Below are 23671 nucleotides of genomic sequence, written 5' to 3'. Positions count from 1 at the left end.
TTGACGATAACGATTAAGTGAGGTAAATTATGGCACATTTGAAATTTAAATTTGAAACATTAAATGCTTTTTGTAATGAAGCATTTGAAAAATTCGGTTTTACAAGTGATGAAAGCAAAACAATCACAGATGTATTATTATTGTCAGACGTATATGGAATTGAGTCACATGGTATGCAGCGGCTTTCACGGTATCACAAAGGGATTGAAAAAGGCATGATTAAGGTTGATGCAAAACCTGAGATTGTTTTTGAAACCCCTGTTTCGGCAGTGATTGATGGTCATGCTGGAATGGGCCAATTGATTAGTAAATTTGCAATGGAAAAATGTATTGAAAAAGCTAAAACAGTAGGGATGGCAATTGTAACGGTAAGAAATTCTAATCATTATGGAATTGCTGGTTATTATGCAAAAATGGCTTGTGACGAGGGATTAATGGGGATGTCATTTACTAACTCAGAAGCTATTATGGTTCCTACTTTTGCCCGTAAAGCAATGCTAGGATCTAATCCTACTGCTTTAGCAATGCCAGCTAAACCATATCCATTCTTTTTTGATGCTTCTACTACAGTAGTTACTCGTGGTAAGTTAGAAATGTATCGAAAAGCTGAAAAAGAATTACCAAATGGATGGGCACTAGATAAAGATGGTAATCCTTCTATAGATGCACCAGATGTTTTAGACAACATTGCTAATAAAATCGGTGGTGGGATTATGCCTTTAGGTGGTTCAACGGAACAATTAGGAAGCCATAAAGGATATGGTTATGGAATGTTCTGTGAGATTTTCTGTTCTATTTTATCACAAGGACTGACTTCGAATCATACACATACAAATGGCATTGGGGGAACATGTCATGGATTTATTGCTATTGATCCTAAAATATTTGGAAACCCAGAAGATATTGAGACACATTTTTCAACGTTCCTGCAAGAATTAAGGGATGCTCCAAAAGCTGAAGGACAACCGCGTATATATACTCATGGTGAAAAAGAAGTTGAGGCTACAAAAGATCGCATGGAAAATGGAATTGACGTTGATGTCAAGACAGTATTAGAGATGAAGGATCTATCTAACTTTGTTGGTGTTGATTTTGAAAAATACTTTGGTAAATTAGATATTGAAGATAATGATTATAAAACGGTTTATTAATTATTAGGAGAGAAAGATGAAATTTAAGTGTATACATTGTAATATTAATATTACAGATATCAATAAAAGTGTTGCTTTTTACCAAAAGGCTTTAGGTTTAAAAGTCGAAAGAACTAAAGAAGCTAATGATGGTAGTTTTATTTTAACTTATCTTGGTGATGGTTTAAGTAATTTTCAAATTGAGTTAACTTGGTTAAGGGATCATCCGCAAACTTATGAATTAGGTGAAAATGAAAGTCATATTTGTTTTGAAGTAGATGATTTTGATCAAGCTTATCAGTTACATAAGGAAATGGGATGTATATGTTTTGAAAATAAGGCAATGGGATTATATTTTATTAATGATCCTGATGATTATTGGATTGAAATTATTCCTAAAAAATAGACTGTATTTTTTTGTATATTTATTTGCTTAATCTTGTTTAAAGAGTTATTATAGATAGGTAATATAGAAGATATTATGGGAAATGAAATATTGAGATGTTTCTGGGAATTAGCAATTTGGGTGTTAATACTGAAATGATTTGTTCTATAATTATCCCTATGTCATAAATCAATATATACTAGTATTAGCGAGCTAATAAAAAATATATCCATTAAGGATATATTTTTTGTTATTCAATAATTTTTTTAAAAAGTCGATCAAAATCTGGTTTGATTTTTTTTAAATTAATTGGTCGTCCACTCCGATCAGTAAAACAATGATTAGAGTTGCCAGTAGTACAAAGTGTATGTTTTTGATTATATATCTTATATTCACAGGCGAAGCGGACACCAGTATATTTAGTTATTTTAACTTCAATTATAGCAAGGTCATCAAAATACATCATTTTTTGATAATTACAATTAATTGATAAAACAGGAGAAATGATACCTTCTTCTTCCATTTTTTTATATGTTAAACCAATTTGGTTCATATAATCGATTCTTGCTTCTTCAAACCAGCGAATATAGTTAGAGTGATGAATAATTCCCATTTGATCGGTTTCATAGTATTTAGCATTATGTAAATAAGGTCTAATCATCATTGTTATCACCAATAATAAATATTTCCCCTTCATTATTTATCTTTAAAATATTATTATACTGTTTCAAAGGTTCGTGATTGAGATATTTAAGCATCATTTTAGGATTATCAGTAAAATGCATTGGCAAAACATATTTTGTTTTAATATTTTTTAAAATATGCTCCATACCCCACCAGCTACTTTCTTCAAGACGAGGGTCTAGAGGAATCATCATTAAATCAAAATGAATATCTTTAATTTTACTAATTTCTTTTTTAAAAGTTCCAGCTTGATATTTGTTGTCAGCCTCAGGTTCACCAATCCAGTGCCACCAGTGTAAATCACCAGCATGATAAATTTGTTTATTTTCAACCTTTACAACAAAAGCTACACCTGCATCTGTTGATAATAGGGTTTGAATATACAAATCATCAATTTCATATATTTCGCTAGGGCGAACTTTAATTCCAGTATTATTGATTTTTCGGTCAATAATATAAGTGATTTTAGGATGGTTGATTTGATAAATTGCAGGATTGTAGTGGTCATGATGAAAATGAGAGACAAAGACATATAATGGTTTATTTTGATTAAGCGGGGGAATTGTTCCTTGATAATAATCGAATAGTAAAATATGCTTATCCAATTCAACTAAAAACCCACTGTTATAAATATAAGTTACTTGCATAAAATACCTCCTTGTAAAAAAAGGGAGAATTATTCTCCCTCGTCGTAATTTGCAACATTATGATAAATTTGATCAACATCATCACAATCATTAAGATTATTCATTAAACGTTCAAATAATTCCATATCTTCACCTTCAAGTTCAACAGTGTCTTGTGGTAAAGTCTGAATTTCATCTATTTCAAATTCAATATCAGATTTAATACCTTCAATTGCCTCTTTGATTTTATATAAATCAGTTGGTTCACCAATAATTTTGATAGTTCCATCTTCTTCACTAACAATATCTTGAGCATCAACTTCAGCCATGACTAAAGCATCTAAAACAGTTTCTTCATCTAGTCCTTTAAAAGCAACGACGCTGATAACGTCATATAAATATGAAACAGATCCTTCATTTCCTAATTTTGCTTTTGACTTTGTAAAAGCAGGACGTACTGATGAAATAGTACGATTAATATTATCAGTTAGACATTTAACGATTAAAGTAGCTCCACCATTAGCATACCCTTCAAATACTTTTTCTTCATAATTTTCAGTAACACCACTTTTTACTTTATCAATTGCTCTTTTAATAACATCAGCGGGTACTTGTTCTTTTTTAGCTTTTTCAATTAAACGACGTAATGCTAAGTTACCATCTGGTTCAGGTCCACCTGCTTTTGCAGCTAAGTAAATCTCTTTACCATAACGTGAGTACAATTTAGCTTTTTTTGCTGCTGTTTTTGCCATTGCAACTTTGCGCACCTCATGTGCTCTACCCATAAATAACTCCTCCTTAAAGTGATAAATTCTTTTAAATTATACACTTATCGATTAATATTATCAAGGGGCGTTTTAAATGAGATAAATATTCTGATTTTATGAGGAAAAAGCAGAGTTTAATAGATAAAAAGCAGTTGTTTTAAAATAATCAAAAAGGTTTCATGGAATAAAATAGTAGTTCATCCTTTTCTAATTCAAAAGAACTCTGCTAAAAACATTAAGATTAGTTTTAAATAAATAGCGAGTATGCTATAATCTAGGCATTAAAAGGAGCAATGTATGGAAACAACAGTAATTATTGGAGCTGGAGCTAGTGGACTGATTTGTGGTCATGAACTAGCTAAAAGTAATCATAATGTAATTATTCTTGAACAATCAAATAAGGCAGGACGAAAAATTTTAGCTAGTGGTAATGGTCGCTGTAATTTATCTAATACTAATTTAGATATGTATTTTTACAATACTGATGAATCCAAGATTAAGAGGATTATTCATGCCTTTGATGCAAGAAAATATTTTAACCAAATTGGAGTAATGACTCGACAGGTGGGAACACTTCTTTATCCGCGTTCTAATCAAAGTTTAACCGTAAAAAATGCTTTAATGAATAATTTTGATCAAGTTGCTTTAATTGAAGAGTGTCAGGCTAAAAATATTATCGTTAAAAAGGATGGGTATATAGTTAAAACTAATAAAGGTGAATACTTTTGTAATAATATTGTTATTGCAACAGGCTCACCTGCTTCTTTATTATCAGGCAAAAATAGTTATGATTTGGTTAAATTGCTTGATTTAAAGGTGACAAAGTTGTATCCTAGTCTAGTTCAAATAAAAACCAAACCAGCCTACCGAAGCTTAAAAGGCGTTCGAACTAAATGTAAAGCGAGTTTATTAGTAGATGGAAAATTAATTGAAAGTCAAAATGGTGAAGTGTTATTTAGTGATAATGGGTTATCAGGAATATGTATTATGCAGTTATCACGATTATTATCACGTTATTGCGGAAATAAAGAGATTAGTTTAGATCTAATGGAGGAATATACTAGCCAAGAATTAGAACGATTTTTAAAAGAGCGGCATGATAGATTTGGTCATTATTATTTAGAAGGAATCTTCAATGATAAATTAGCTAAAATATTAAAAGATATTGATAATTTAAAAGATATCCGCTTTAAAATTATCGATACATATGATTACAGTAAAGCTCAAGTTATGAGTGGTGGGGTTAGTTTGGATGAAATAGATGAAAATTTGGAAGTGATTAAATACCCTGGAATATATTTGGCTGGGGAGCTTTTAGATGTTGATGGTGATTGTGGCGGATATAATTTACATTTTGCTTTTGCTTCAGGCCATCATATCGCTAAAACAATAATGAATAAGCAGGTAAAAAAATGTTATTAATAAATAATGTAAAAGTTCCTTTGGAACTGGCAGATTATCGAAAAATAATCTCACAACAATTAAATATTTCTAAAAATAAAATATTTGACGTTAAACTAGTTAAACAAGCTGTTGATGCAAGAAGAAAAAACAAAGTTCACTTTGTTTGTAGTTTTAATTTTACTGTCGAGAATGAAGATTTAATGATAAAAAAATATCCTAAATTAAACTTATCAAAAGTAGTTGCTTATGACTATCCGGTTTTAAAATCAACTGACGAGCATATTGTAGTAGTAGGCAGTGGTCCCGCTGGACTTTTTTGCGCTTATAATTTGGCGCGGGCTCATCAAAAGGTAACATTGATTGAACGTGGCAATGCGGTTGAACAGAGGAAAGAAGATATCGATAACTTTTTTAAAACAGGGAAATTAAGTCCTGATAGTAATGTTCAATTTGGGGAAGGGGGAGCAGGAACTTTTAGTGATGGCAAATTAACAACTGGGGTTAAGGATAAACGAAAAAAATTTATTCTTGAAACCTTTGTTAAGCATGGTGCTGAAAGTGATATTTTATATGTAAATAAGCCACATGTAGGGACTGATTATTTAATTAAGGTTGTTAAAAGTATGCGTGAGACGATTATTGCTAATGGTGGTGAAGTGTTATTTGAGACAAAATTAGTTGATGTTAATTTAGCAGATGATCAGCTAGTAAACATTGTTGTTGAAAAAAATAATATTAAAACTACGATGGAATTAGATAAATTAGTTCTAGCAATTGGTCATAGTGCTCGAGACACTTATGAAATGCTATATCAAAAAGGAATAAAAATGGAGCAAAAATCATTTGCGGTAGGACTTCGAATTGAACACTTGCAGTCATTCATAAATGAGCATCAATATGGTAAATATGCGAATCATCCAAGTTTAAAAGCTGCTGATTATAAATTAGCGGTCAAAACTAGTAATGGTCGTGGAGTATATACTTTTTGTATGTGTCCGGGAGGTAAAGTTATAAACTCAAGTAGTGAGGCTGGTGGAATCGTTGTTAATGGAATGAGTAATCAAGCTCGTGATGAAGCAAATGCTAATAGTGCAGTTCTGGTTACTGTGGGACCTGAAGATTTTGCTAGTTCGCATCCATTAGCTGGTATTACCTATCAACGAGAATTAGAACAAAAAGCTTTTGAATTAGGTGGTAAAGATTATAGTGTGCCAGTCATGAGGGTTGAAGATTATTTAAATGATACTCTGGATTTAAAAATGGAAGAAGTAAGCTGCAGTGTTCAACCAAATGTGAGATATGCTAAATTAAGTCAAATATTTAGTAATGAGGTCAATCTTGCTTTAAAAGAAGGATTACAATTAATGAATCATAAATTTACAGGGTTTACAGAAAAAGCAATGCTTTCAGGAGTTGAATCTAGAAGTTCAGCACCAGTACGCTTATATCGTGATGAAAATTTTCAAAGTAATATTAAGGGAATCATGCCGATTGGTGAAGGCGCTGGGTATGCTGGTGGAATTATGTCTAGTGCAATAGATGGTTTAAAATGTAGTGAATTTATTTTAAAAGGGGAATAGATAAGGAATGTCAATAATAGAAATAGCCCTCATTGGAGTGGGCTTAGCAATGGATGCTTTTGCAGTTTCAATCTGTAAAGGTTTAGCAATGCGAAGAATGAACTATAAAAAAGCTATTATCATTGCTGCTTTTTTCGGGGTGTTTCAAGCTTTAATGCCGGCATTAGGTTATGTTTTAGGAACAACATTTGCCAATAAGATTGCAGCTATTGATCACTGGATTGCTTTTATCTTATTAGCTTTAATCGGGGCGAATATGATTAAAGAAGCATTATCAAGTGATGATGATGAATGTCAAGATGATAGTTTGAGATTAGGGGATTTGATCATGTTGTCAATTGCTACCAGCATAGATGCCCTAGCTGTTGGCATTACTTTTGCGTTCTTTAATGTGTCATTATTGCTTTCAGTAAGCATGATTGGAATTATTACCTTTATTATTTGTGTAATTGGGGTCAAAGTTGGTAATGTATTTGGTGAAAAATATAAGAGTAAAGCAGAATTAGCCGGTGGATTAATATTAATTGTGATGGGCGCAAAAATATTAATTGACCACTTGTTCTTTTAGGAGGATAAAAAATGAAGGTCTCGACTTTAAAGATGCATCATGAGCACCATCCTATGCGACCAACAAGACAGATTGCCATTAGCTTTTTAGCAGTTATCTTAATTGGTTCAGTTTTGTTAATGCTGCCAATTTGTAATAATACAACACCGACAGCATATTTAAATAATTTATTTATTGCTACTTCAGCAACTTGTGTAACAGGATTAGTACCTGTAGTAACAAGTGAACAGTTCAATATATTAGGACAAATCGTTATTATTATTTTAATTCAAATTGGTGGGTTAGGTTTTTTGACTTTTTTAAATTTATTATTAATAATGGTCAAAAAGAAAATATCTCTTACAAATAAGTTGGTTTTACAAGAAGCTTTAAATCAGCCATCGTTAAATGATCTGCCTAAGTTTGTAAAAAATGTAATTAAATATACATTTATTGTTGAAGGGTTAGGTGCAATCATTCTAGCATTTGTATTTATTCCTGATTTTGGAATCGTGAAAGGAATTTATTATTCAATCTTTCACTCGATTTCAGCATTTTGTAATGCTGGATTTGATGTGCTAGGAGCTAACTCATTGATTGGATATCAAAATAATCTAATTATCAATTTGGTTATTCCGGGTTTGATTATAATGGGTGGTCTTGGATTTATCGTTTGGTTTGATGTTGCTCATTGTATAAAAAAAGAGTATGGAAAACGGTCGAAATTTAGTAAAAAACATTTATTTAAAAGTTTTTCATTACATACAAAACTGGTTATTATTGCAACAGTAGTATTGTTATTAGCAGGAGCTGTTTTATTTTATTTGTGTGAATTTAATAATATCAAAACAATTGGAGGACTACCTCTATTTGATCAAATACAGATTTCTTTTTTTCAATCAGCAACTCTTAGAACGGCTGGGTTTGCTTCAGTTGACATGGCAAGTTTACATCCTTCAACGAAGTTGATGATGTGTGTATTGATGTTTATTGGTGGTTCACCTGCAGGTACTGCTGGAGGAATCAAAACAGTAACGTTTGCAATAGGTGTATTAGAAGTATACAATATTTATCATGGACGCAAAGAAGTAACAGCTTTTTCAAGAAGAATTCCTAAACGTTTAATTGTGCGTTCATTTGCGATTATTTCTATGGCATTAGCAATTGTATTTTTAAGTATATTTGCTTTGAGTATTACCGAACAGGCACCATTTATTGATATTTGTTTTGAGGTTGTTTCTGCAGGAGCAACGGTAGGATTAAGTGCTTCACTAACACCGTATTTAAGTGTTTTCGGTAAAATTGTAATAATTATGTTGATGTATATTGGTCGAATCGGACCAATTACAATGATGATTTCTTTTGCAAGAAAATCATATATGCAAGCAAGTAAAAAAGAGGTAAGGTATCCTGATGGGAATATCTTATTAGGATAAAAAGAGGGTATAAAGATGAATAGTAAACAATATGCAGTATTAGGATTAGGAATTTTCGGTTCAACAGTCGCAACAACATTGGCAGAATATGGCTGTGAGGTTATTGCTGTTGATCAAGATGAATCATGTGTTGAGCGGGTAGCTGATGAAGTAACGAAAGCAGTTGTAGCGAATGTTACTGATCAAGAAGAACTGCGAGCTATCGGTATTGAGGATATTGATGTTGCTATTGTTGCAATCGGAACACATTTGGAAGAAGCTGTTTTAGCAACTATGAATTTAAAAGAATTGGGTGTTCCATATGTTATTGCCAAGGCTAAAAATAAACAATTTATGAAAATTCTTGAAAAAGTAGGGGCTAATAAAGTTATTCGTGCTGAAAAAGATATGGGACTTAAAGTAGCTAAGAGTTTATTGAGAAAAAGTATTGTTGACTTAGTTGAACTTGATGAAGATTATTCAGTAGTTGAAATTAAAGCACCACTTGATTGGGTAGGAAAGAATTTTATTGATTTAAATATTCGTCGTGTTTATAATATGAATATTATTGGAATCAAACATGGTGATGAAGATCATCTTTCTCTAGATGTTGCTCCAGAATATGTGATCCAAAATGGGGATCATTTCTTGGTAATTGGTAAGACTAAAGAACTGGAAAGATTCGATTATATGACTAAATAAGGACACTTTTTAAACTAAATCCTATAGAAAAGACACAAAATAAAGAGGAGTGTCATCTATAGGATTTAGTTTATTTAGTCCTTTTTTATTTTGTTATAAATGGTTAACGAAGGCTAATATAGGCTAAGTTATTTAAATTTATACTAATGAATCATAGTTAATGAAAATGAGAAATCTATTTTAAAATTAAATGATATAAAAATTGTTAATCTTATAAGAACTTATTAAGTCCTTGTAAAAATGTTTCAATTTGGTAAACTTCTTATGTATTTGCCGAATTCCTATTGAGAAATATAGGAAAATGGACTACAATTTGGTTATTATCAAGGGAGGCTATTCTTTATGAATGTTATAATTTTGGGTGCTGGTAAGGTTGGAAAAACTTTAATTAAGCATATGTCCAACGAGGATCATGATATTATTGTGATTGACCAGGATGCACAAAAAATAGAAGATGTAGTAAACTTATATGATGTCATTGGAGTTGTAGGTAATGGTGGTTCTTATGATATCTTGATGGAGGCAGGGGCAACTACAGCAAATTTGATTATTTGTGTTACTGCATCGGATGAATTAAATATCTTAGCTGGATTAATGGCAAAACAAATGGGGACTCGCCATACAATTGCTCGAGTAAGAAATCCCGATTATTCTAAACAACGTGATTTTATGCGTAATCAGTTAGGTTTTTCAATGATTATTAATCCTGAATTAGAAGCAGCAAATGAGATTAGAAGATCATTATCATTTCCTTCGGCTGTAAAGGTTGATACCTTTGCTCGTGGAAAAGTTGAATTGGCAGAATTTTATGTAGAAGAAGATAGTTATTTACGTGATATTCCGCTAAGTCAATTACATAGTATTACTAAGACTAATATTTTAGTATGTGCTGTAAGTCACAATGAAGAAGTAATTATACCAGATGGTAATTATATTATTAAACCAGGTGATCATTTATTTATTACAGGATCACATCGAGACTTATCAAGATTTTGTTTAGATATTGGCATTGTTACAAATAGGATAAAAAATGTTTTAATTGTTGGTGGAGGAAAGATTGCTTATTATTTAGCTAAACAGTTAGGGGTTCAAGGAATAAAAGTAAAAATCATTGAAAAGGATATTGAACATTGTCGTGTGCTTGCTAAAAAATTACCGTTTGTTACTGTTATTAATGCAGATGGAAGTGATGAAGAGGTATTATTAGAAGAAGGTTTAGAGACAACAGATGCTTTTTTAGCATTGACAGGGTTAGATGAAGAAAATTTAATTTTATCTTTGTATGCTAAAAATATTTATCATAAAAAGACTATTGCTAAAGTTACTCGGATGAGTTTTACAGGTCTTGCGGATAGTCTAAAGGTTGATAGTATCGTAGCTCCAAAGAAAATTATTGCTGGTCAAATAATTCGTTATGTTCGAGCAAAAATGAATAAAGATGATGATTCAAGTGTTAAAACTTTATATAAGATTGTAGATGGTGAAGTGGAAGCTAGTGAATTTATCGCTACACCTAAAATAACTTTTTTAGGAATGACGTTAAATGATTTGAATTTAAAGAATCATGTGTTAGTTGCTGCTATTTCCCGAGAAAATGAAACAATTGTACCTAAGGGGGATACGACGATTGAATTAGGGGATCATTTAGTCATTATTTCTCGTGGTGAGACAATGAAAAGTCTAAATGATATTATAAGGAGATAAGCAGGATGAATAAAAAAATGATTGTTTTTACAATCGGTAAGTTATTAACAATTACCGGTTTATTAATGTTCATGCCAGTAATTGTCTCGTTGATTTATCAAGAAACAGAGGGGGTTTATTATGCGATACTTGGCATAATAATGCTGGCTTTAGGAATTCTAATTTCAAGAAAAGCTCCTCGTAAAAAGAATATTTATGCTCGTGAGGGTTTTGCTATCGTAGCATTGAGCTGGTTATTGATATCATTATTAGGGGCCATTCCGTTTTGTTTAACTGGTGAGATACCTTCATATGTAGATGCGGTGTTTGAAACTGTATCGGGTTTTACAACAACCGGATCTTCGATTTTATCCAATGTGGAGGCATTAAGCCATACAAGTTTATTTTGGCGAAGCTTTACACATTGGGTTGGAGGAATGGGGATTCTTGTGTTTGTAATCGCATTTATCCCGATTGCTTCAGGACGTTCATTACATATTTTACGAGCTGAGGTTCCTGGACCGGTGGTTGGAAAATTGGTTTCTAAAGTACGATTAACTGCACGAATCTTATATGTGATTTATGCAATTATGACGGTTATTGAAATAATTCTTTTACTATTTGGCGGAATGCCGTTATTTGATTGCATTTTGAATGCTTTTGGAACCGCTGGTACAGGAGGGTTTGGAATTAAAAACGCAAGTATCGCTGCTTATGATAGTGCTTATATTGATGGTGTGATAACTGTTTTTATGATCTTATTTGGAATTAATTTTAACTTGATTTATTTCTTCATTTTAGGGCGAATCAAGGAAGTATTAAAAAGCGAAGAATTGCGCTGGTATTTGATTATAATTGTTGCTGCAATAGCTTTAATTACGATTAATATTTTACCATTATATGATTCAATCTTATCTGCATTCCGTTATTCAAGTTTCCAGGTTGGGTCAATCATAACGACGACAGGATTTGTAACTACTGACTATGGGCAATGGCCAGTATTTTCACAAGTAATATTATTATCATTGATGTTTGTTGGTGCTTGTTCAGGCTCAACTGGTGGTGGAATCAAGGTATCAAGAATTGTAATTTATTTTAAAAATGCAAGAAATGAACTGCATAAATTATTACATCCCCATAGCGTTCGTGCAGTTGAATTTGAAAATCAGCCGGTTGAAGATAATGTAATCAGAACGATTCATGCATATTTAGTCGTATATATTACGATATTTGCTCTATCGTTATTGATTTTAACATTTCTTAATCTTGATTTTAAAAGTGCTTTTTCAGCTATTGCTTCTTGTTTAAATAATATCGGTCCTGGTTTAGATGTTGTTGGACCAGTAAGTAATTTTGGTTCGTTGCCAGATGTTTCTAAAATAGTTTTAACTTTCGACATGCTGGCAGGACGTTTAGAACTTTTCCCAATGCTGCTTTTGTTTTCACCATCACTTTGGCGAAAGTAGCATAAATAAGAAAAAATCGTGTAGAATATAGAGAGGTGTTCCAATGAAAAAAGAAGAAATAGTCATAAAAAATGCATTACGAATGACTAAAGAGGCCGATGATCAGCTTTCTATCTATGCCACTAAAAATCGTGATTGTATAAAAGTAAAACAGACGATTAGAAATCGTGAAGAATTTGATATCCGATGGCCGTTTGAAGAAGACATTGATCGAATTTTATATTGTAAATCATATCAGCGATATGTTGATAAAACTCAAGCATTATCTTTTTTTAATAATGCTCATATTTCAAAGCGTTCTATTCATGTCCAATGGGTGAGTCGGATTGCTCGTCAGATTGGTCGTGGTCTTGCTTTAAATCAAGATTTGATTGAAGCGGCGGCTTTAGGACATGATCTAGGCCATGCACCATATGGACATGTTGGAGAAAAGGCTCTTGATAAAATTCTGCAGATAAAGGGATTTGGATATTTTGCCCATAATGCTAATAGTGTACGGAATATTCTTTTTATTGAACGCGATGGAATCGGTTATAATGTCTCTTTACAAGTGTTAGATGCGATTCTGTGTCATAACGGTGAAATGTTATCGAAAAAATATATGCCGGATTATGATAAAACTATTGCGCAATTTTGGCAGGAATATGAAGATTGTTGGCACCAAAAGAATACTAGCTTAATTATTCGTCCAATGACATTAGAAGGCTGTGTTGTTCGGGTGTCAGATGTTATCTCATATATTGGTAAAGATATTGAAGACGCAATTAAAGTAGGAATCATTAAACAGTCTGATCTTCCTAAAGAGGTAACTGATATTTTAGGTTTTGATAATAAATCAATGATAAATCGATTGATTGGAGATATTGTTATCCATAGTTATGGAAAGCCATATCTTCGCTTTTCTAATGAAGTGTTTAGTGCTTTGAAAACTTTATTGAATTTTTTATCCAATCGGGTTCATCAACATCCGGTGCTAGTAAAAGAAAATACAAAATTAGTCCGAATGATTAATCAGTTATATCATGTTTATTATGATGAATTAACTGATCCTAATAATCATGATTGTAAAATAAAAGCATTTGTTAATAAGATGGCTCCGGCATATAGTAAAAATGATCCAGCATTAATAGTTGCTGACTATTTATCAATGATGACAGATTCTTATGTTTTAAATGAATATGAATCTATCTTCTTACCTATTCAACATAATGAAATACTTTAATTATTATATTTGTACTATCTTTTGAAAAATCGTAGTATAATATATGTATAAGAAGTATAAGGAGGAGTTAATATGAAACTTATAATCGCAATTGTTAATTCAGATGACAGCTCATCGGTTCAAGGAGCTCTTACTGAAGGCGGATACTTCGTAACTAAATTATCTACTACTGGGGGATTTTTGAAAAAAGGAAATACAACATTTTTTGTTGGAACTAATGATGATAAAGTAGAAGACTGTATTTCTATTATCAAAGCACATTCAAAGAAACGGGTAGAAAAAGAACCTACTGTTCCTCCAACAGAGATGGGAGAATTCTTTACACCAATTATGGTTGATGTTTTAGTTGGTGGGGCAACCGTATTTGTTTTAAATATTGATCAATTTGAAAAATTCTAAAAAAAGAAGTGGCTTAGCCACTTCTTTTATTCTATAATGTTCTAAGGTGGAGAATATGGAATATAGAATATTAAAAGAAAATGAAATAAAAGAAGCAATTGAATTAGTTGCACGAGTAGCTAAAAAAGATATTTATAAAGACTTTGATCAAGAGGGAATTAATAGTTTTAATCAAGTAAATTGTGATACATTTTATCGTAATAAACAAAATTTGACTTATATATGTTTAGAGAATAAAAAAATAATTGGGATTATTACACTTACTCAGGGAAAACATCTAAGTTTATTATTTGTTGATAATGATTATCAGGGAAATGGGATTGGAACAAAATTATTTGAGTTGATTGATAATTTGGCTTTAGCTGATCTTGAAGTTAATTCTGGAATTGGGGCTAAAGGATTTTATTTAAACTTAGGTTTTAAAATGGTCGGTGATCTAACTAAGAAAAATGGTATATTATATTATCCAATGCTTAAACAAAGGGTAGTCAATAAACGTTTTAATACTTATGATGAGGTAGTTAATTTTATAAATAGTCAAAAAGATCGGGTATACAGCCTTAATAATTTTAAACATTATATGGAAGATATAGGAAATCCTCAGTTATTTCTTGACTGTGTTCATATTGGTGGGACAAATGGAAAGGGTTCAACTACTAATTATATTAAAGAAGTTTTAAAACAGGCGGGATATAGGATTGCAACATTTACCTCACCAGCACTATACTCAAGATTAGATATTATTCGTATCAATGACCAGTTCATTGATGAAGAAACAATGGTTAGATATGCAAATCGATATGTGGAACTATGGTTAAAATATGAAATCTCAATGTTTGAAATTGAAGTATTTATTGCAATTATGTATTTTATTGAGCAGAATGTCGATTTTGCGTTATTTGAAGTAGGATTAGGCGGTTTATTGGATGCAACGAATATCATTATGCCTAAATTAGCAATCAATACTAATATTGGTTTAGATCACGTTGATTATTTAGGTCATGATTATCAAAGTATTGCTTTAAATAAAGCTGGAATTGTTAAAGAAGGAATTGATTACTTAACCGGGGAAACAAAGGAAGAATGTTTGGCTGTATTTAGAGATGTTTGTTTAAAACATCATAGTGAGCTTATAACTTTAAAACCAATAACTAAAATTATTGATGGGAATAATGTTAGTTATCATTATCGTGATTATGATATTATTCTTGATACACCGGCTTTATATCAGATTAATAATAGTGCTTTAGCACTAGAAGCACTGATATATTTAAAAGAACATCAATTTGTTGATTTTAGTGATGATGATTTACTTCAGGGAATGTATAATGCTCACTGGGCTGGTAGATTTGAAATAATTAATATTGAACCTTTGATTATTATAGATGGTGCTCATAATAAAGAAGGAATTGATGCTTTCTATGAATGTGCTAAAAAATATGACAATATAAAAATAATCTTTAGTGCTTTACGGGATAAAGATTATAAACATATGATTGAAAAATTGTTACAATTAACTAAAGATATAACTATTTGTGAATTTGAACATGTTCGAGCTAGTGATGCTAAGACATTAGCAAATGGCTTTGATGTTAAAATTGAGCCAAATTTTAAAACAGCGATTGATAAGGCTTTTACTCATGAGGGGACAGTATTTGTAACGGGATCGTTATATTTCATCTCTAAGGTAAGGGAATATATAATTGATAGAAGTTAGAATCAGGTAATACTGATTCTTTTTTTGCTAAAAAAATTTCATAATGAGTTTTATTTATTATTTTTAATTAGATATGATATAATAATACAAAGATAGGAGGAATGACATGACGTTATTTTTATTATTGATTGCAGTAGTAGTAATTGTGTGTATTTTTGCAACAAGGCTTTCATCTAAATTTGGAGTACCAACTTTATTGATTTTTATTTTGTTGGGGATGGTATTTGGAAGTGATGGCTTGTTTAAAATCAGCTTTGATGATTTTATTATAAGTGAGCAAATTTGTACATTTGCATTAATTTATATTATGTTTTATGGTGGTTTTTGTTTGAATTTTAATAGTGCTAAACCGGTACTTATTAGAGCAACGATAATGTCGACACTTGGCGTTATTTTAACTTGTGGCTTTGTTGGTTTATTTTGTTATTGGGTATTGCACACTAGTTTAATTGAAGGGATGCTGATTGGAGCAGTAATGGCTTCAACTGATGCGGCTTCAGTATTTAGTATTTTAAGAATGAAGCGTTTAAATCTAAAAGCAGGTATTGCTCCATTGCTTGAAATGGAAAGTGGAAGTAATGATCCTACAGCATATATGCTGACAATTATTATTTTGACCCTTTTATCAAGCGGGAAAACTAATATTTATATGCTTATTTTTAGTCAGATAATATTCGGGATTATTAGTGGTGTAGTAATTGGTCTTTTAGCAAAAAATTATTTAGATAAGATTCAATTAAATGAAGTTGGCTTAAAATCGATTTTTGTAGCTGCTCTAGCATTGTTAGCATATGCATTACCAGTAGCACTGAATGGAAATGGTTTTTTAAGTGTTTATCTATTTGGAATAATATTAGGAAATAGTCGTTTAAAAAAGAAAGTTTCACTAGTTCATTTTTTTGACAGTATTTCTCATATGATGCAGATCTTGTTGTTTTTCTTACTAGGTTTATTGTCTTTCCCGTCACAAATTCCCGATATAATAGGCTCTGCTATCCTAATTACACTATTTTTAACTTTTGTTGCGCGTCCGTTAACGGTATTTATCTGTTTAACGCCGTTTAGAGTACCGTTTAAACAACAATTGTTTATTTCCTGGTGTGGTTTAAGAGGTGCGGCTTCGATTGTTTTTGCAATCATGACAGTGGTATCACCTGCATATACGAATAATGACATTTTTCATATTGTCTTTTTCGTTGCTTTACTTTCAATAACATTTCAAGGGAGTCTATTGCCTTTAGTAGCAAAATGGCTCAAAGTGGAAGATGATCAAAATGATACAATGAAAACATTTAATGATTATAGTGATGATAGCTCATTTGAATTAATTCGAGTTTATTTGAGTGATGATCATCCATGGATAAATCAAACATTAATTGATATTGTAATGCCGACTAATATGTTAGTTGCTACAATTATTCGCGATAATCAGATGATCTTACCTAAAGGGACAACAAGGGTTTTAAAAGGTGATCTATTGATTATGTGTGCACCAGGTTACGAAGGAAATGATATTTATTTAGATGAGGAATACATTGAAGAGCATCATCATTGGATCGATTGTACTCTAGCGATGATCAATCCTCGTAATAAGTTTTTAGTAGTCTTAATTAAACGTGATAATAAAATGATTATCCCTGATGGTAAAACACGGATAAAACGTGATGATATGCTTGTAATTTGTAAAAAGGAGTACTTATGCTTTGTTGATGAATAATTAAATATGTTGAAGTGTCTGCTAATTTGTAGTATTATTTCCATTGTATACAATCTTGTATATAATTTAGAAAAAGGGGGAGTCTACTTTTTAGTAGCAATCGCATGTACGGTCAGTGATCGGAATTAACGCCTGTGGACTAGAAATGAGGTTGAAGCAGGAAAGATTGTAAATAAGTAGCAATCAAGTTATGATTCAAATTATTTGCGGAATTATTTTAGTTTTAATTGGAATTTTTGTATTTTGGAAATTTCCAATTAAGAGTGATACTAAATCACTCACATTAGCAGCTTTATTTATTGTTTTAGCCGCTATTTTAAAAAGGTTATCGATTATGATACCTTTGTTTGGTTTTGAGAGTCTAAAAATCTCAATTGAAGTAATCCCAATGCTTTTAGCAGGGATAATGCTTGCACCAGGATATTGTTATATAATTGGTCTTGCTGTTGATTTAGTTGGATTAATTGTGACACCAACGGGATTTCCTTTTTTAGGATTTACTTTGAGTGCGGTATTACAATGTTTGATTCCATCCATTGTAGTTGCCACGATTAAAGAAAATTATATGAATTATTTAGAAAAGGCAATCCAAGTAATTTTAATTTTTTTAGGAATAGGGGCTTGCTTTTATGTATTTAGTTTAGATCAAGTAGTTATTTCTAAGAATGTTGTAGACATTACACTTAATTTTAAAATAATAATTAGTGTGGTTTGTATTGTGATGATAAGTGTCTTGTTTACTGTTATGCGTTATTATAAAAAGAAATTAAATGATCAGGAATATCATTTGTTTAATCTGTGGTTGATTTCGGTAGTATTAGTTGAAATGGTAATTACATTTATGTTAACGCCTTATTGGTTACAAGTTATGTATGGAATTCCATTTACATTATCGTTATTTATCCGAGTCATTAAAGAATGTATCATGATTCCAGTAGATATCATTTTAGGATATAGTGTTTTAAGAGTGTTAAAACGCCTATAAGAGTCAGTTTTGACTCTTTTTTGTTTAATTTTTTTTAATATGGAAAAAATATTGTGAGGTGAATAATATGAATACATCACAGTATAATGAAATTGCTGAAGATTTAAAACCCCAAAAACAAGTGGGGAAGCATTGTTTAAGTGCATTTATTTATGGTGGCATTATCGGTGCTGTCGGTCAAGGCATTTTAGAGTTTTACATGTATATTTTTGATGTGAGTGAAAAAGAAGCAACACCAATGATGATTATTACGATTGTTTTGGCTGCTGCTATTTTGACAGGATTGGGAATATATGATCGAATTGGAAAAAAGGCAGGAGCTGGAACTTTTATCCCAATTACTGGATTTGCTAATAGTATGACTTCTAGTGCCTTAGAAGCTAAAAGCGAAGGTTTAGTAACAGGTATAGGAGCTAATATGTTTAAATTAGGAGGAACAGTCATTACTTTTGGGATTGTTGCTTCGTTTGTGTTAGGAGGTATTCGTTATGTCATCAGTCTTATCTGGTAGTTCAATGCAGTTGAATAATGTTTATGTTAGAGCAACAGGAACAACGTGCGGGATTGACGAATTTAATGGACCGTTAGGTCAATATTTTGATAGACACTACCCTGATTTTCATTTTGGACATAAATCTTATGAATTAGCAGAAATGGCAATGCTTCAAGATGCGATTAGTCATGCTTTAAAAAAAGGAAAGTTGAAAAAAGATGACATTAATGTCTTTTTAGGTGGAGATTTAAATAATCAAGTCACTGCCAGTAATTACACTGCTAAAGATTTTCAAAGACCATTTATGGCGATGTATGGTGCTTGTGCAACAATGGGGCTAGTTATTAATACAGCCTCAATGTTAATTGAAAATCATTGTATTCATAATGCAAATTGTTTTGTTTGCAGCCATAATGCAACCGCTGAAAGACAATTTCGTTATCCAATTGAATATGGTGTCCAACGTAAAGAAACAATGACAACGACAGCTACAGGTGCAGTCAGTGTAATTCTTGATAATAATCCTAGCGCTGTTAGAATAGAAGCATTAACTATTGGTCGTGTTATTGATATGAACCAAAGTGATCCTAATGACATGGGAAGAGCAATGGCACCAGCAGCCTTTGATACATTAGTTAATCATCTAAAAGATTTAAACCGGCAAGGAACTGATTATGATTTGATTCTTACTGGTGATTTATCAACTTATGGGAAATCGATTATGAAGGAATTAATGAATGAAAATAGTGTTACCTATAATGAGTATGATGATTGCGGCTGTCTATTATATGATAGTGATCAAGATGTTAATCAAGGTGGGAGTGGGCCTTCGTGCAGTGCTTTAGTAGCATTTGGGTACATCTATCAGAAAATGTTAAAACATAAGTACAAGCGGGTTTTAGTGATTACAACAGGGGCATTATTGTCACCGGTTATGACTAATCAAAAACAAAGTATACCTTGTATTGCCCATGCCTTTAGTTTGGAGGTTGTTGAATAATGAATTATCTATTAGCATTTATTTTTTGTGGCTTTGTCTGTGTAATTGCACAGTTGATTTATGAATATTCAAAATTAACTCCTGGACATATTACGAGTCTATTTGTTGTTATTGGTGCTTTTTTAGATTTGTTTCATATCTATGATAAACTAGTTGAAATATTTCATGCAGGAGCATTATTGCCAATCACAAGTTTTGGTCATTCGTTGATGCATGGAGCGCTTGCAGCAACTAAAGAATTTGGCGTTTTTGGATTAGCGATGGGTATTTTTGATTTAACCGCAGCGGGTATTAGTAGTGCTATTTTATTTGCTTTTTTAGTTGCAATTTGTACTAAGCCAAAATCATGATCAATAACAATCCATCATTTGATTTAAATACCCGAACGCTTGATTTTGAAAATGAAAAAGTTACAATTAATTATGTTTCTAGTCTTTGCTCTGATGATCTAATTGCTTATTTAGTTGAAGGGATTACCAACCATCGTGGTGAAACATTAAAAGATTGCTTAAATAATGGTGATGTTAAAGACGAACCGGATTATCAAAAGGCCATGTATTCAATGTTAACTGGTTGTGCAATGATTAGTTATCGCGATAAAACTTATGTTTTAGATACTCGTCACTTTCCTAGTCGTTCTGTAGAAGAACCCGAGACAGAAAAAAGCGTCAGAGGCTCTAAAGATGGTTTTAATGAATCGATGCTGACTTGTGCGGGTTTGATTCGCCGACGAATACGTACGATTGATCTAGTTATGAATAAACAGACGATTGGGAAAAATAATCCCTTAGATGTTTGTTTATGTTATTTAGATAGCACAGTTGATCAAACTATGCTGGAAACAGTATTACAACGTATAAAAGAAATTAAAAATGAAGATTTGGTCATGTCTGATCGTGCCGTTGAAGAGATGATCTTAGATCAAGGATATAATCCATTTCCACTTGTTCGATATAGTGAACGCCCGGATGTAGTAGCTACGCATATCCTTCATGGTCATATTGCTATTATTTGCGATACATCGTCTTCAGTAATGATGTTGCCGACCACATTATTTGAAATATTGGAGCATGTTGAGGAGCATCGTCAAACACCAATCATTGGGACTTTTATACGATTAATTCGTTGTAGTGCAGTATTAATTTCTATTTATTTAGTACCTTTATGGCTACTATTGACAAGTAAGGGGACTATTGATCTAGTCTTTTTAGGACAAGTCTTGCTTGTTGAATTAGCGATTGAGTTGTTACGGATTGCTACGATTCATACTCCTACCTCTTTGTCAAATGCGATGGGGATGATTGCCGCTGTATTATTAGGACAGTTTGCAATTGATTTAGGAATTTTTAGTGAAGAAATTTTATTATTCTGTGCAATTGGTGATGTCGGTGGTTTTGCAACCCCTAACTATGAGCTATCGCTTACTAATAAATATTTAAAAATATTTTTAATTATTTTTGTTGGTTTTTTAGGATGGATCGGTTTTGTCATTTATCATGTGATCTTAATTGGTTATTTAGTATCTTTAAAACCATTTGGGGTATCTTATTTATATCCTCTATATCCTTTTGATGGCAAAGAAATGCTTAATTTTATTATTCGTAAGCCCAAGACGAAAAGAGGCTCATAATAGACTATAACGTGATTTAAACGCTATAGTTTTTTGTTTGTTACGGTCCTAAAAGAATACTTCTAAAGCAATAATATATATGTTATAATAACAAATGCGTAATCGAAGTGAAGGAGGTATCGATAGTGGAATATCAAGTAATAATTGAAGATTTTCAAGGTCCATTAGATTTATTACTACATTTGATCAAGGAAAAAGAAATGGACTTAGAAAAATTAGAATTGTCTTTGATTGCAGATCAATATTTGCAATATATTCATGCTATGGATCCTTCTAAATTAGAAATCATGTCAGAGTATTTAGTGATGGCGGCAGATTTGATTGAAATGAAAAGTAAGATGCTGATTCCTAAAGAAAAGGTGACAATTAATGATGAATATCAGGAAGACCCTCGTGAAGCTTTGATCAAACGACTAATCGAGTATAAGCGTTATAAAGATGTTTTAGATGAAATTCGTGATAAATATGAACAGCGTCAAACAGTTATTATTAAACCGGCAGAGTCAATGGACGAGTATGTTGTGGATACTAGTTCAATGATTCCTGAAGGATTAGAAGTTTATGATTTAATGAAAGCAATGCAAAAAATGTTTCAGCGAAAAGCAATGATGAAACCACTGGATACACATATTGCTAAAAAAGATATTTCAATTGATGAAAGAACAGCTCAAATACGAAATTATTTTAAAACAAGAGTAAATAAGAAAGTTAAATTTGAGGAATTATTTGACCGTCATGACCGTTTCTATTTTATTGTAACTTTTATTTCAATATTAGTTTTAGCTAAAGATAAAGAAGTAGAGATTATTCAAGATGGGTTATTTGAAGAAATATATGTAGAGGGGAAAGTTTAATGGAACAAAATAATTATTTAGATATTATTGAGGGTATGTTGTATCTAGCTGGTGATGATGGTGTTGATATTAAACAAGTAGCCGGAGTATTAGAAATAAGTAAAAAAGAAGCAACGCTATTAATGGATCAATTTACAGAAATTTATGGGAATAAAGCTTTAAAGGGGATTGTTCTAGTTAATTTTGGCGGACGTTATAAATTAGCTACTAATGCTGATTACTTTATTTATTATCAAAAGATGGTCGAACAAAGCAGTGCTAGTTTATCGAATGCTGCTTTAGAGACATTAGCAATTATTGCTTATAATCAGCCCATTACACGGGCTGGAGTTGAAGATATTCGTGGAGTTGGATGCGATGCAATGATTCGTAAGCTCGTAGCTAAAGCCTTGATCAAAGAGGTTGGGCGAGAGGATACTCCGGGAATGCCTATTTTGTATGGTGTAACTGATGAGTTCATGGATACTTTTGGTTTAACAACACTTGAAGAATTACCAGATCTAGCTGACATTGTTGAAGTGGATGAACAAGAGGATATATTTGCTACACGATATCGTGAAGATACTAGTGACGATATTTCAAAGGCAGAAAGTGAATTAAATGAAACTGTTTAAGCATTTTAAAACAATTACAAAACATAAATTTTATGTAATGAAATTATGTTTCAGATTTGGTTTGTATAAACAAGGGTTAAAACATGATTTATCTAAATATTCTTGGACTGAATTAGTAACAGGTGCTAAATATTATTTGGGCTATAAATCACCAAATAGTAATGAACGTGATACTATTGGTTATAGCAGTGCCTGGCTGCATCACAAAGGACGTAATAAACATCATTGGGAATATTGGATCGATTTTACTAGCAAAGGAATTATCGCCATTGAAATGCCAATTAATTATGTTGTTGAAATGTTTTGCGACCGTGTTGCTGCAACGATGGTTTATCAAGGAACTCAGTTTAATTTTAAAGCACCACTTGATTATTATAATAAGACGCATCACTATTATGTGATTAATGAAAATACAGATAGAATCTTGAGAGATATGCTTGAACGCTTGGCGAATTCTAATTTAGATGAAACAATTGAATATATTAAAGAAAAATATTTAAGAAATCATTAAACTGTTCTTATAGAATAGCTACAAAATAAAAAGGAATATCGTCTATGAGAGATATGAAGTGAACCCAAATTATTAGGTTCCTTTTTATTTTAAGTTTATATATGAAAAATGGTATAAATTTACTATAATAGAGATGAACG

The 23671-nt window shown here is 31.7% G+C and carries 24 protein-coding genes; 21 read left to right on the top strand and 3 right to left on the bottom strand.

Features of this window, described 5'->3' with window-relative positions:
• Positions 1-29 precede the first annotated feature (29 nt).
• Both KTF99_RS00735 and KTF99_RS00730 read left to right on the top strand, forming a co-directional pair.
• Positions 30-1151 carry an Ldh family oxidoreductase gene (locus KTF99_RS00735; protein ID WP_217215399.1) on the top strand — a complete coding sequence of 374 codons (1122 nt, stop codon included), beginning with the start codon at positions 30-32 and terminating at the stop codon, positions 1149-1151.
• A gap of 16 nt (positions 1152-1167) precedes the next feature.
• Positions 1168-1536, top strand: a complete 369-nt coding sequence (locus KTF99_RS00730) for a VOC family protein (RefSeq protein ID WP_029480455.1) — start codon at positions 1168-1170, stop codon at positions 1534-1536.
• A gap of 229 nt (positions 1537-1765) precedes the next feature.
• Here the strand turns inward: KTF99_RS00730 and KTF99_RS00725 are convergent, their stop codons facing one another.
• From KTF99_RS00725 to KTF99_RS00715, 3 genes are read right to left on the bottom strand one after another with little or no spacing between them, the layout of a single operon-like run.
• On the bottom strand, positions 1766-2179 hold the full coding sequence (locus tag KTF99_RS00725) for an acyl-CoA thioesterase (protein ID WP_003536578.1): 414 nt from the start codon (positions 2177-2179) through the stop codon (positions 1766-1768).
• Positions 2169-2846, bottom strand: a complete 678-nt coding sequence (locus KTF99_RS00720) for an MBL fold metallo-hydrolase (RefSeq protein WP_003536579.1) — start codon at positions 2844-2846, stop codon at positions 2169-2171. The genes KTF99_RS00725 and KTF99_RS00720 overlap by 11 nt, the downstream gene beginning before the upstream one ends.
• A 29-nt stretch (positions 2847-2875) precedes the next feature.
• Positions 2876-3610 carry a YebC/PmpR family DNA-binding transcriptional regulator gene (locus tag KTF99_RS00715; RefSeq protein ID WP_003536580.1) on the bottom strand — a complete coding sequence of 245 codons (735 nt, stop codon included), beginning with the start codon at positions 3608-3610 and terminating at the stop codon, positions 2876-2878.
• A gap of 279 nt (positions 3611-3889) precedes the next feature.
• On the opposite strand from KTF99_RS00715, the gene KTF99_RS00710 reads away from it, so the two are divergent.
• The 19 genes from KTF99_RS00710 to KTF99_RS00620 all read left to right on the top strand — a co-directional run bounded on the left by KTF99_RS00710 (position 3890) and on the right by KTF99_RS00620 (position 23531).
• The gene (locus KTF99_RS00710) at positions 3890-5014 is read left to right on the top strand and encodes an aminoacetone oxidase family FAD-binding enzyme (RefSeq protein WP_003536581.1); all 1125 of its coding nucleotides are present in this window, start codon (positions 3890-3892) and stop codon (positions 5012-5014) included.
• Positions 5005-6576: an NAD(P)/FAD-dependent oxidoreductase gene (locus KTF99_RS00705; RefSeq protein ID WP_003536582.1), complete on the top strand. Its 1572-nt coding sequence runs from the start codon at positions 5005-5007 to the stop codon at positions 6574-6576. The genes KTF99_RS00710 and KTF99_RS00705 overlap by 10 nt, the downstream gene beginning before the upstream one ends.
• Positions 6577-6583: 7 nt before the next feature.
• Positions 6584-7144 carry a manganese efflux pump MntP gene (locus KTF99_RS00700; RefSeq protein WP_003536583.1) on the top strand — a complete coding sequence of 187 codons (561 nt, stop codon included), beginning with the start codon at positions 6584-6586 and terminating at the stop codon, positions 7142-7144.
• Positions 7145-7155: 11 nt separating this feature from the next.
• The gene (locus tag KTF99_RS00695; RefSeq protein WP_029480450.1) at positions 7156-8559 is read left to right on the top strand and encodes a TrkH family potassium uptake protein; all 1404 of its coding nucleotides are present in this window, start codon (positions 7156-7158) and stop codon (positions 8557-8559) included.
• A 15-nt stretch (positions 8560-8574) separates the two neighbouring features.
• On the top strand, positions 8575-9240 hold the full coding sequence (locus KTF99_RS00690) for a potassium channel family protein (RefSeq protein ID WP_003536585.1): 666 nt from the start codon (positions 8575-8577) through the stop codon (positions 9238-9240).
• 342 nt (positions 9241-9582) lie between these two features.
• Complete coding sequence (gene trkA / locus KTF99_RS00685; RefSeq protein ID WP_003536586.1) at positions 9583-10944, top strand: Trk system potassium transporter TrkA; 1362 nt, start codon at positions 9583-9585, stop codon at positions 10942-10944.
• A gap of 5 nt (positions 10945-10949) precedes the next feature.
• Complete coding sequence (locus KTF99_RS00680) at positions 10950-12389, top strand: TrkH family potassium uptake protein (RefSeq protein WP_118263664.1); 1440 nt, start codon at positions 10950-10952, stop codon at positions 12387-12389.
• Between the two features lie 43 nt (positions 12390-12432).
• Positions 12433-13611, top strand: a complete 1179-nt coding sequence (locus KTF99_RS00675) for a deoxyguanosinetriphosphate triphosphohydrolase family protein (RefSeq protein WP_003536588.1) — start codon at positions 12433-12435, stop codon at positions 13609-13611.
• Positions 13612-13683: 72 nt separating this feature from the next.
• Positions 13684-14010, top strand: coding sequence for a cyclic-di-AMP receptor (locus KTF99_RS00670; RefSeq protein ID WP_003536589.1), 327 nt, complete (start codon positions 13684-13686; stop codon positions 14008-14010).
• 55 nt (positions 14011-14065) lie between these two features.
• Positions 14066-15727, top strand: coding sequence for a GNAT family N-acetyltransferase (locus KTF99_RS00665; RefSeq protein ID WP_217215397.1), 1662 nt, complete (start codon positions 14066-14068; stop codon positions 15725-15727).
• 106 nt (positions 15728-15833) lie between these two features.
• A complete protein-coding gene (locus KTF99_RS00660) occupies positions 15834-17444 on the top strand; it encodes a potassium/proton antiporter (protein WP_217215396.1) in 1611 nt (536 codons plus the stop codon).
• 190 nt (positions 17445-17634) lie between these two features.
• Positions 17635-18429, top strand: coding sequence for a folate family ECF transporter S component (locus tag KTF99_RS00655; RefSeq protein ID WP_008791435.1), 795 nt, complete (start codon positions 17635-17637; stop codon positions 18427-18429).
• 67 nt (positions 18430-18496) lie between these two features.
• On the top strand, positions 18497-18940 hold the full coding sequence (gene spoVAC / locus KTF99_RS00650; RefSeq protein ID WP_003536593.1) for a stage V sporulation protein AC: 444 nt from the start codon (positions 18497-18499) through the stop codon (positions 18938-18940).
• Entirely contained in the window at positions 18918-19922 is a 1005-nt protein-coding gene (locus KTF99_RS00645) for a stage V sporulation protein AD (protein ID WP_008791436.1), read from the top strand. Before spoVAC ends, KTF99_RS00645 begins: the two co-directional genes overlap by 23 nt.
• Complete coding sequence (gene spoVAE / locus KTF99_RS00640; RefSeq protein ID WP_003536595.1) at positions 19922-20272, top strand: stage V sporulation protein AE; 351 nt, start codon at positions 19922-19924, stop codon at positions 20270-20272. The genes KTF99_RS00645 and spoVAE overlap by 1 nt, the downstream gene beginning before the upstream one ends.
• Entirely contained in the window at positions 20269-21552 is a 1284-nt protein-coding gene (locus KTF99_RS00635; RefSeq protein ID WP_008791437.1) for a spore germination protein, read from the top strand. Before spoVAE ends, KTF99_RS00635 begins: the two co-directional genes overlap by 4 nt.
• A 125-nt stretch (positions 21553-21677) precedes the next feature.
• Entirely contained in the window at positions 21678-22406 is a 729-nt protein-coding gene (locus KTF99_RS00630; protein WP_003536597.1) for a segregation and condensation protein A, read from the top strand.
• On the top strand, positions 22406-23020 hold the full coding sequence (scpB, locus tag KTF99_RS00625) for an SMC-Scp complex subunit ScpB (protein WP_003536598.1): 615 nt from the start codon (positions 22406-22408) through the stop codon (positions 23018-23020). The genes KTF99_RS00630 and scpB overlap by 1 nt, the downstream gene beginning before the upstream one ends.
• Positions 23007-23531 (top strand): DUF5662 family protein, encoded by a 525-nt coding sequence (locus tag KTF99_RS00620; protein WP_003536599.1) that lies wholly within the window; start codon positions 23007-23009, stop codon positions 23529-23531. Before scpB ends, KTF99_RS00620 begins: the two co-directional genes overlap by 14 nt.
• Positions 23532-23671: the final 140 nt, after the last annotated feature.

Source organism: Erysipelatoclostridium sp. MSK.7.34, assembly GCF_019041935.1.
Lineage (GTDB): Bacteria > Bacillota_I > Bacilli_A > Erysipelotrichales > Coprobacillaceae > Thomasclavelia > Thomasclavelia ramosa.
Note: the sequence above shows the minus strand (reverse complement) of the source record. Positions and strands in the feature narration are given on the sequence as shown.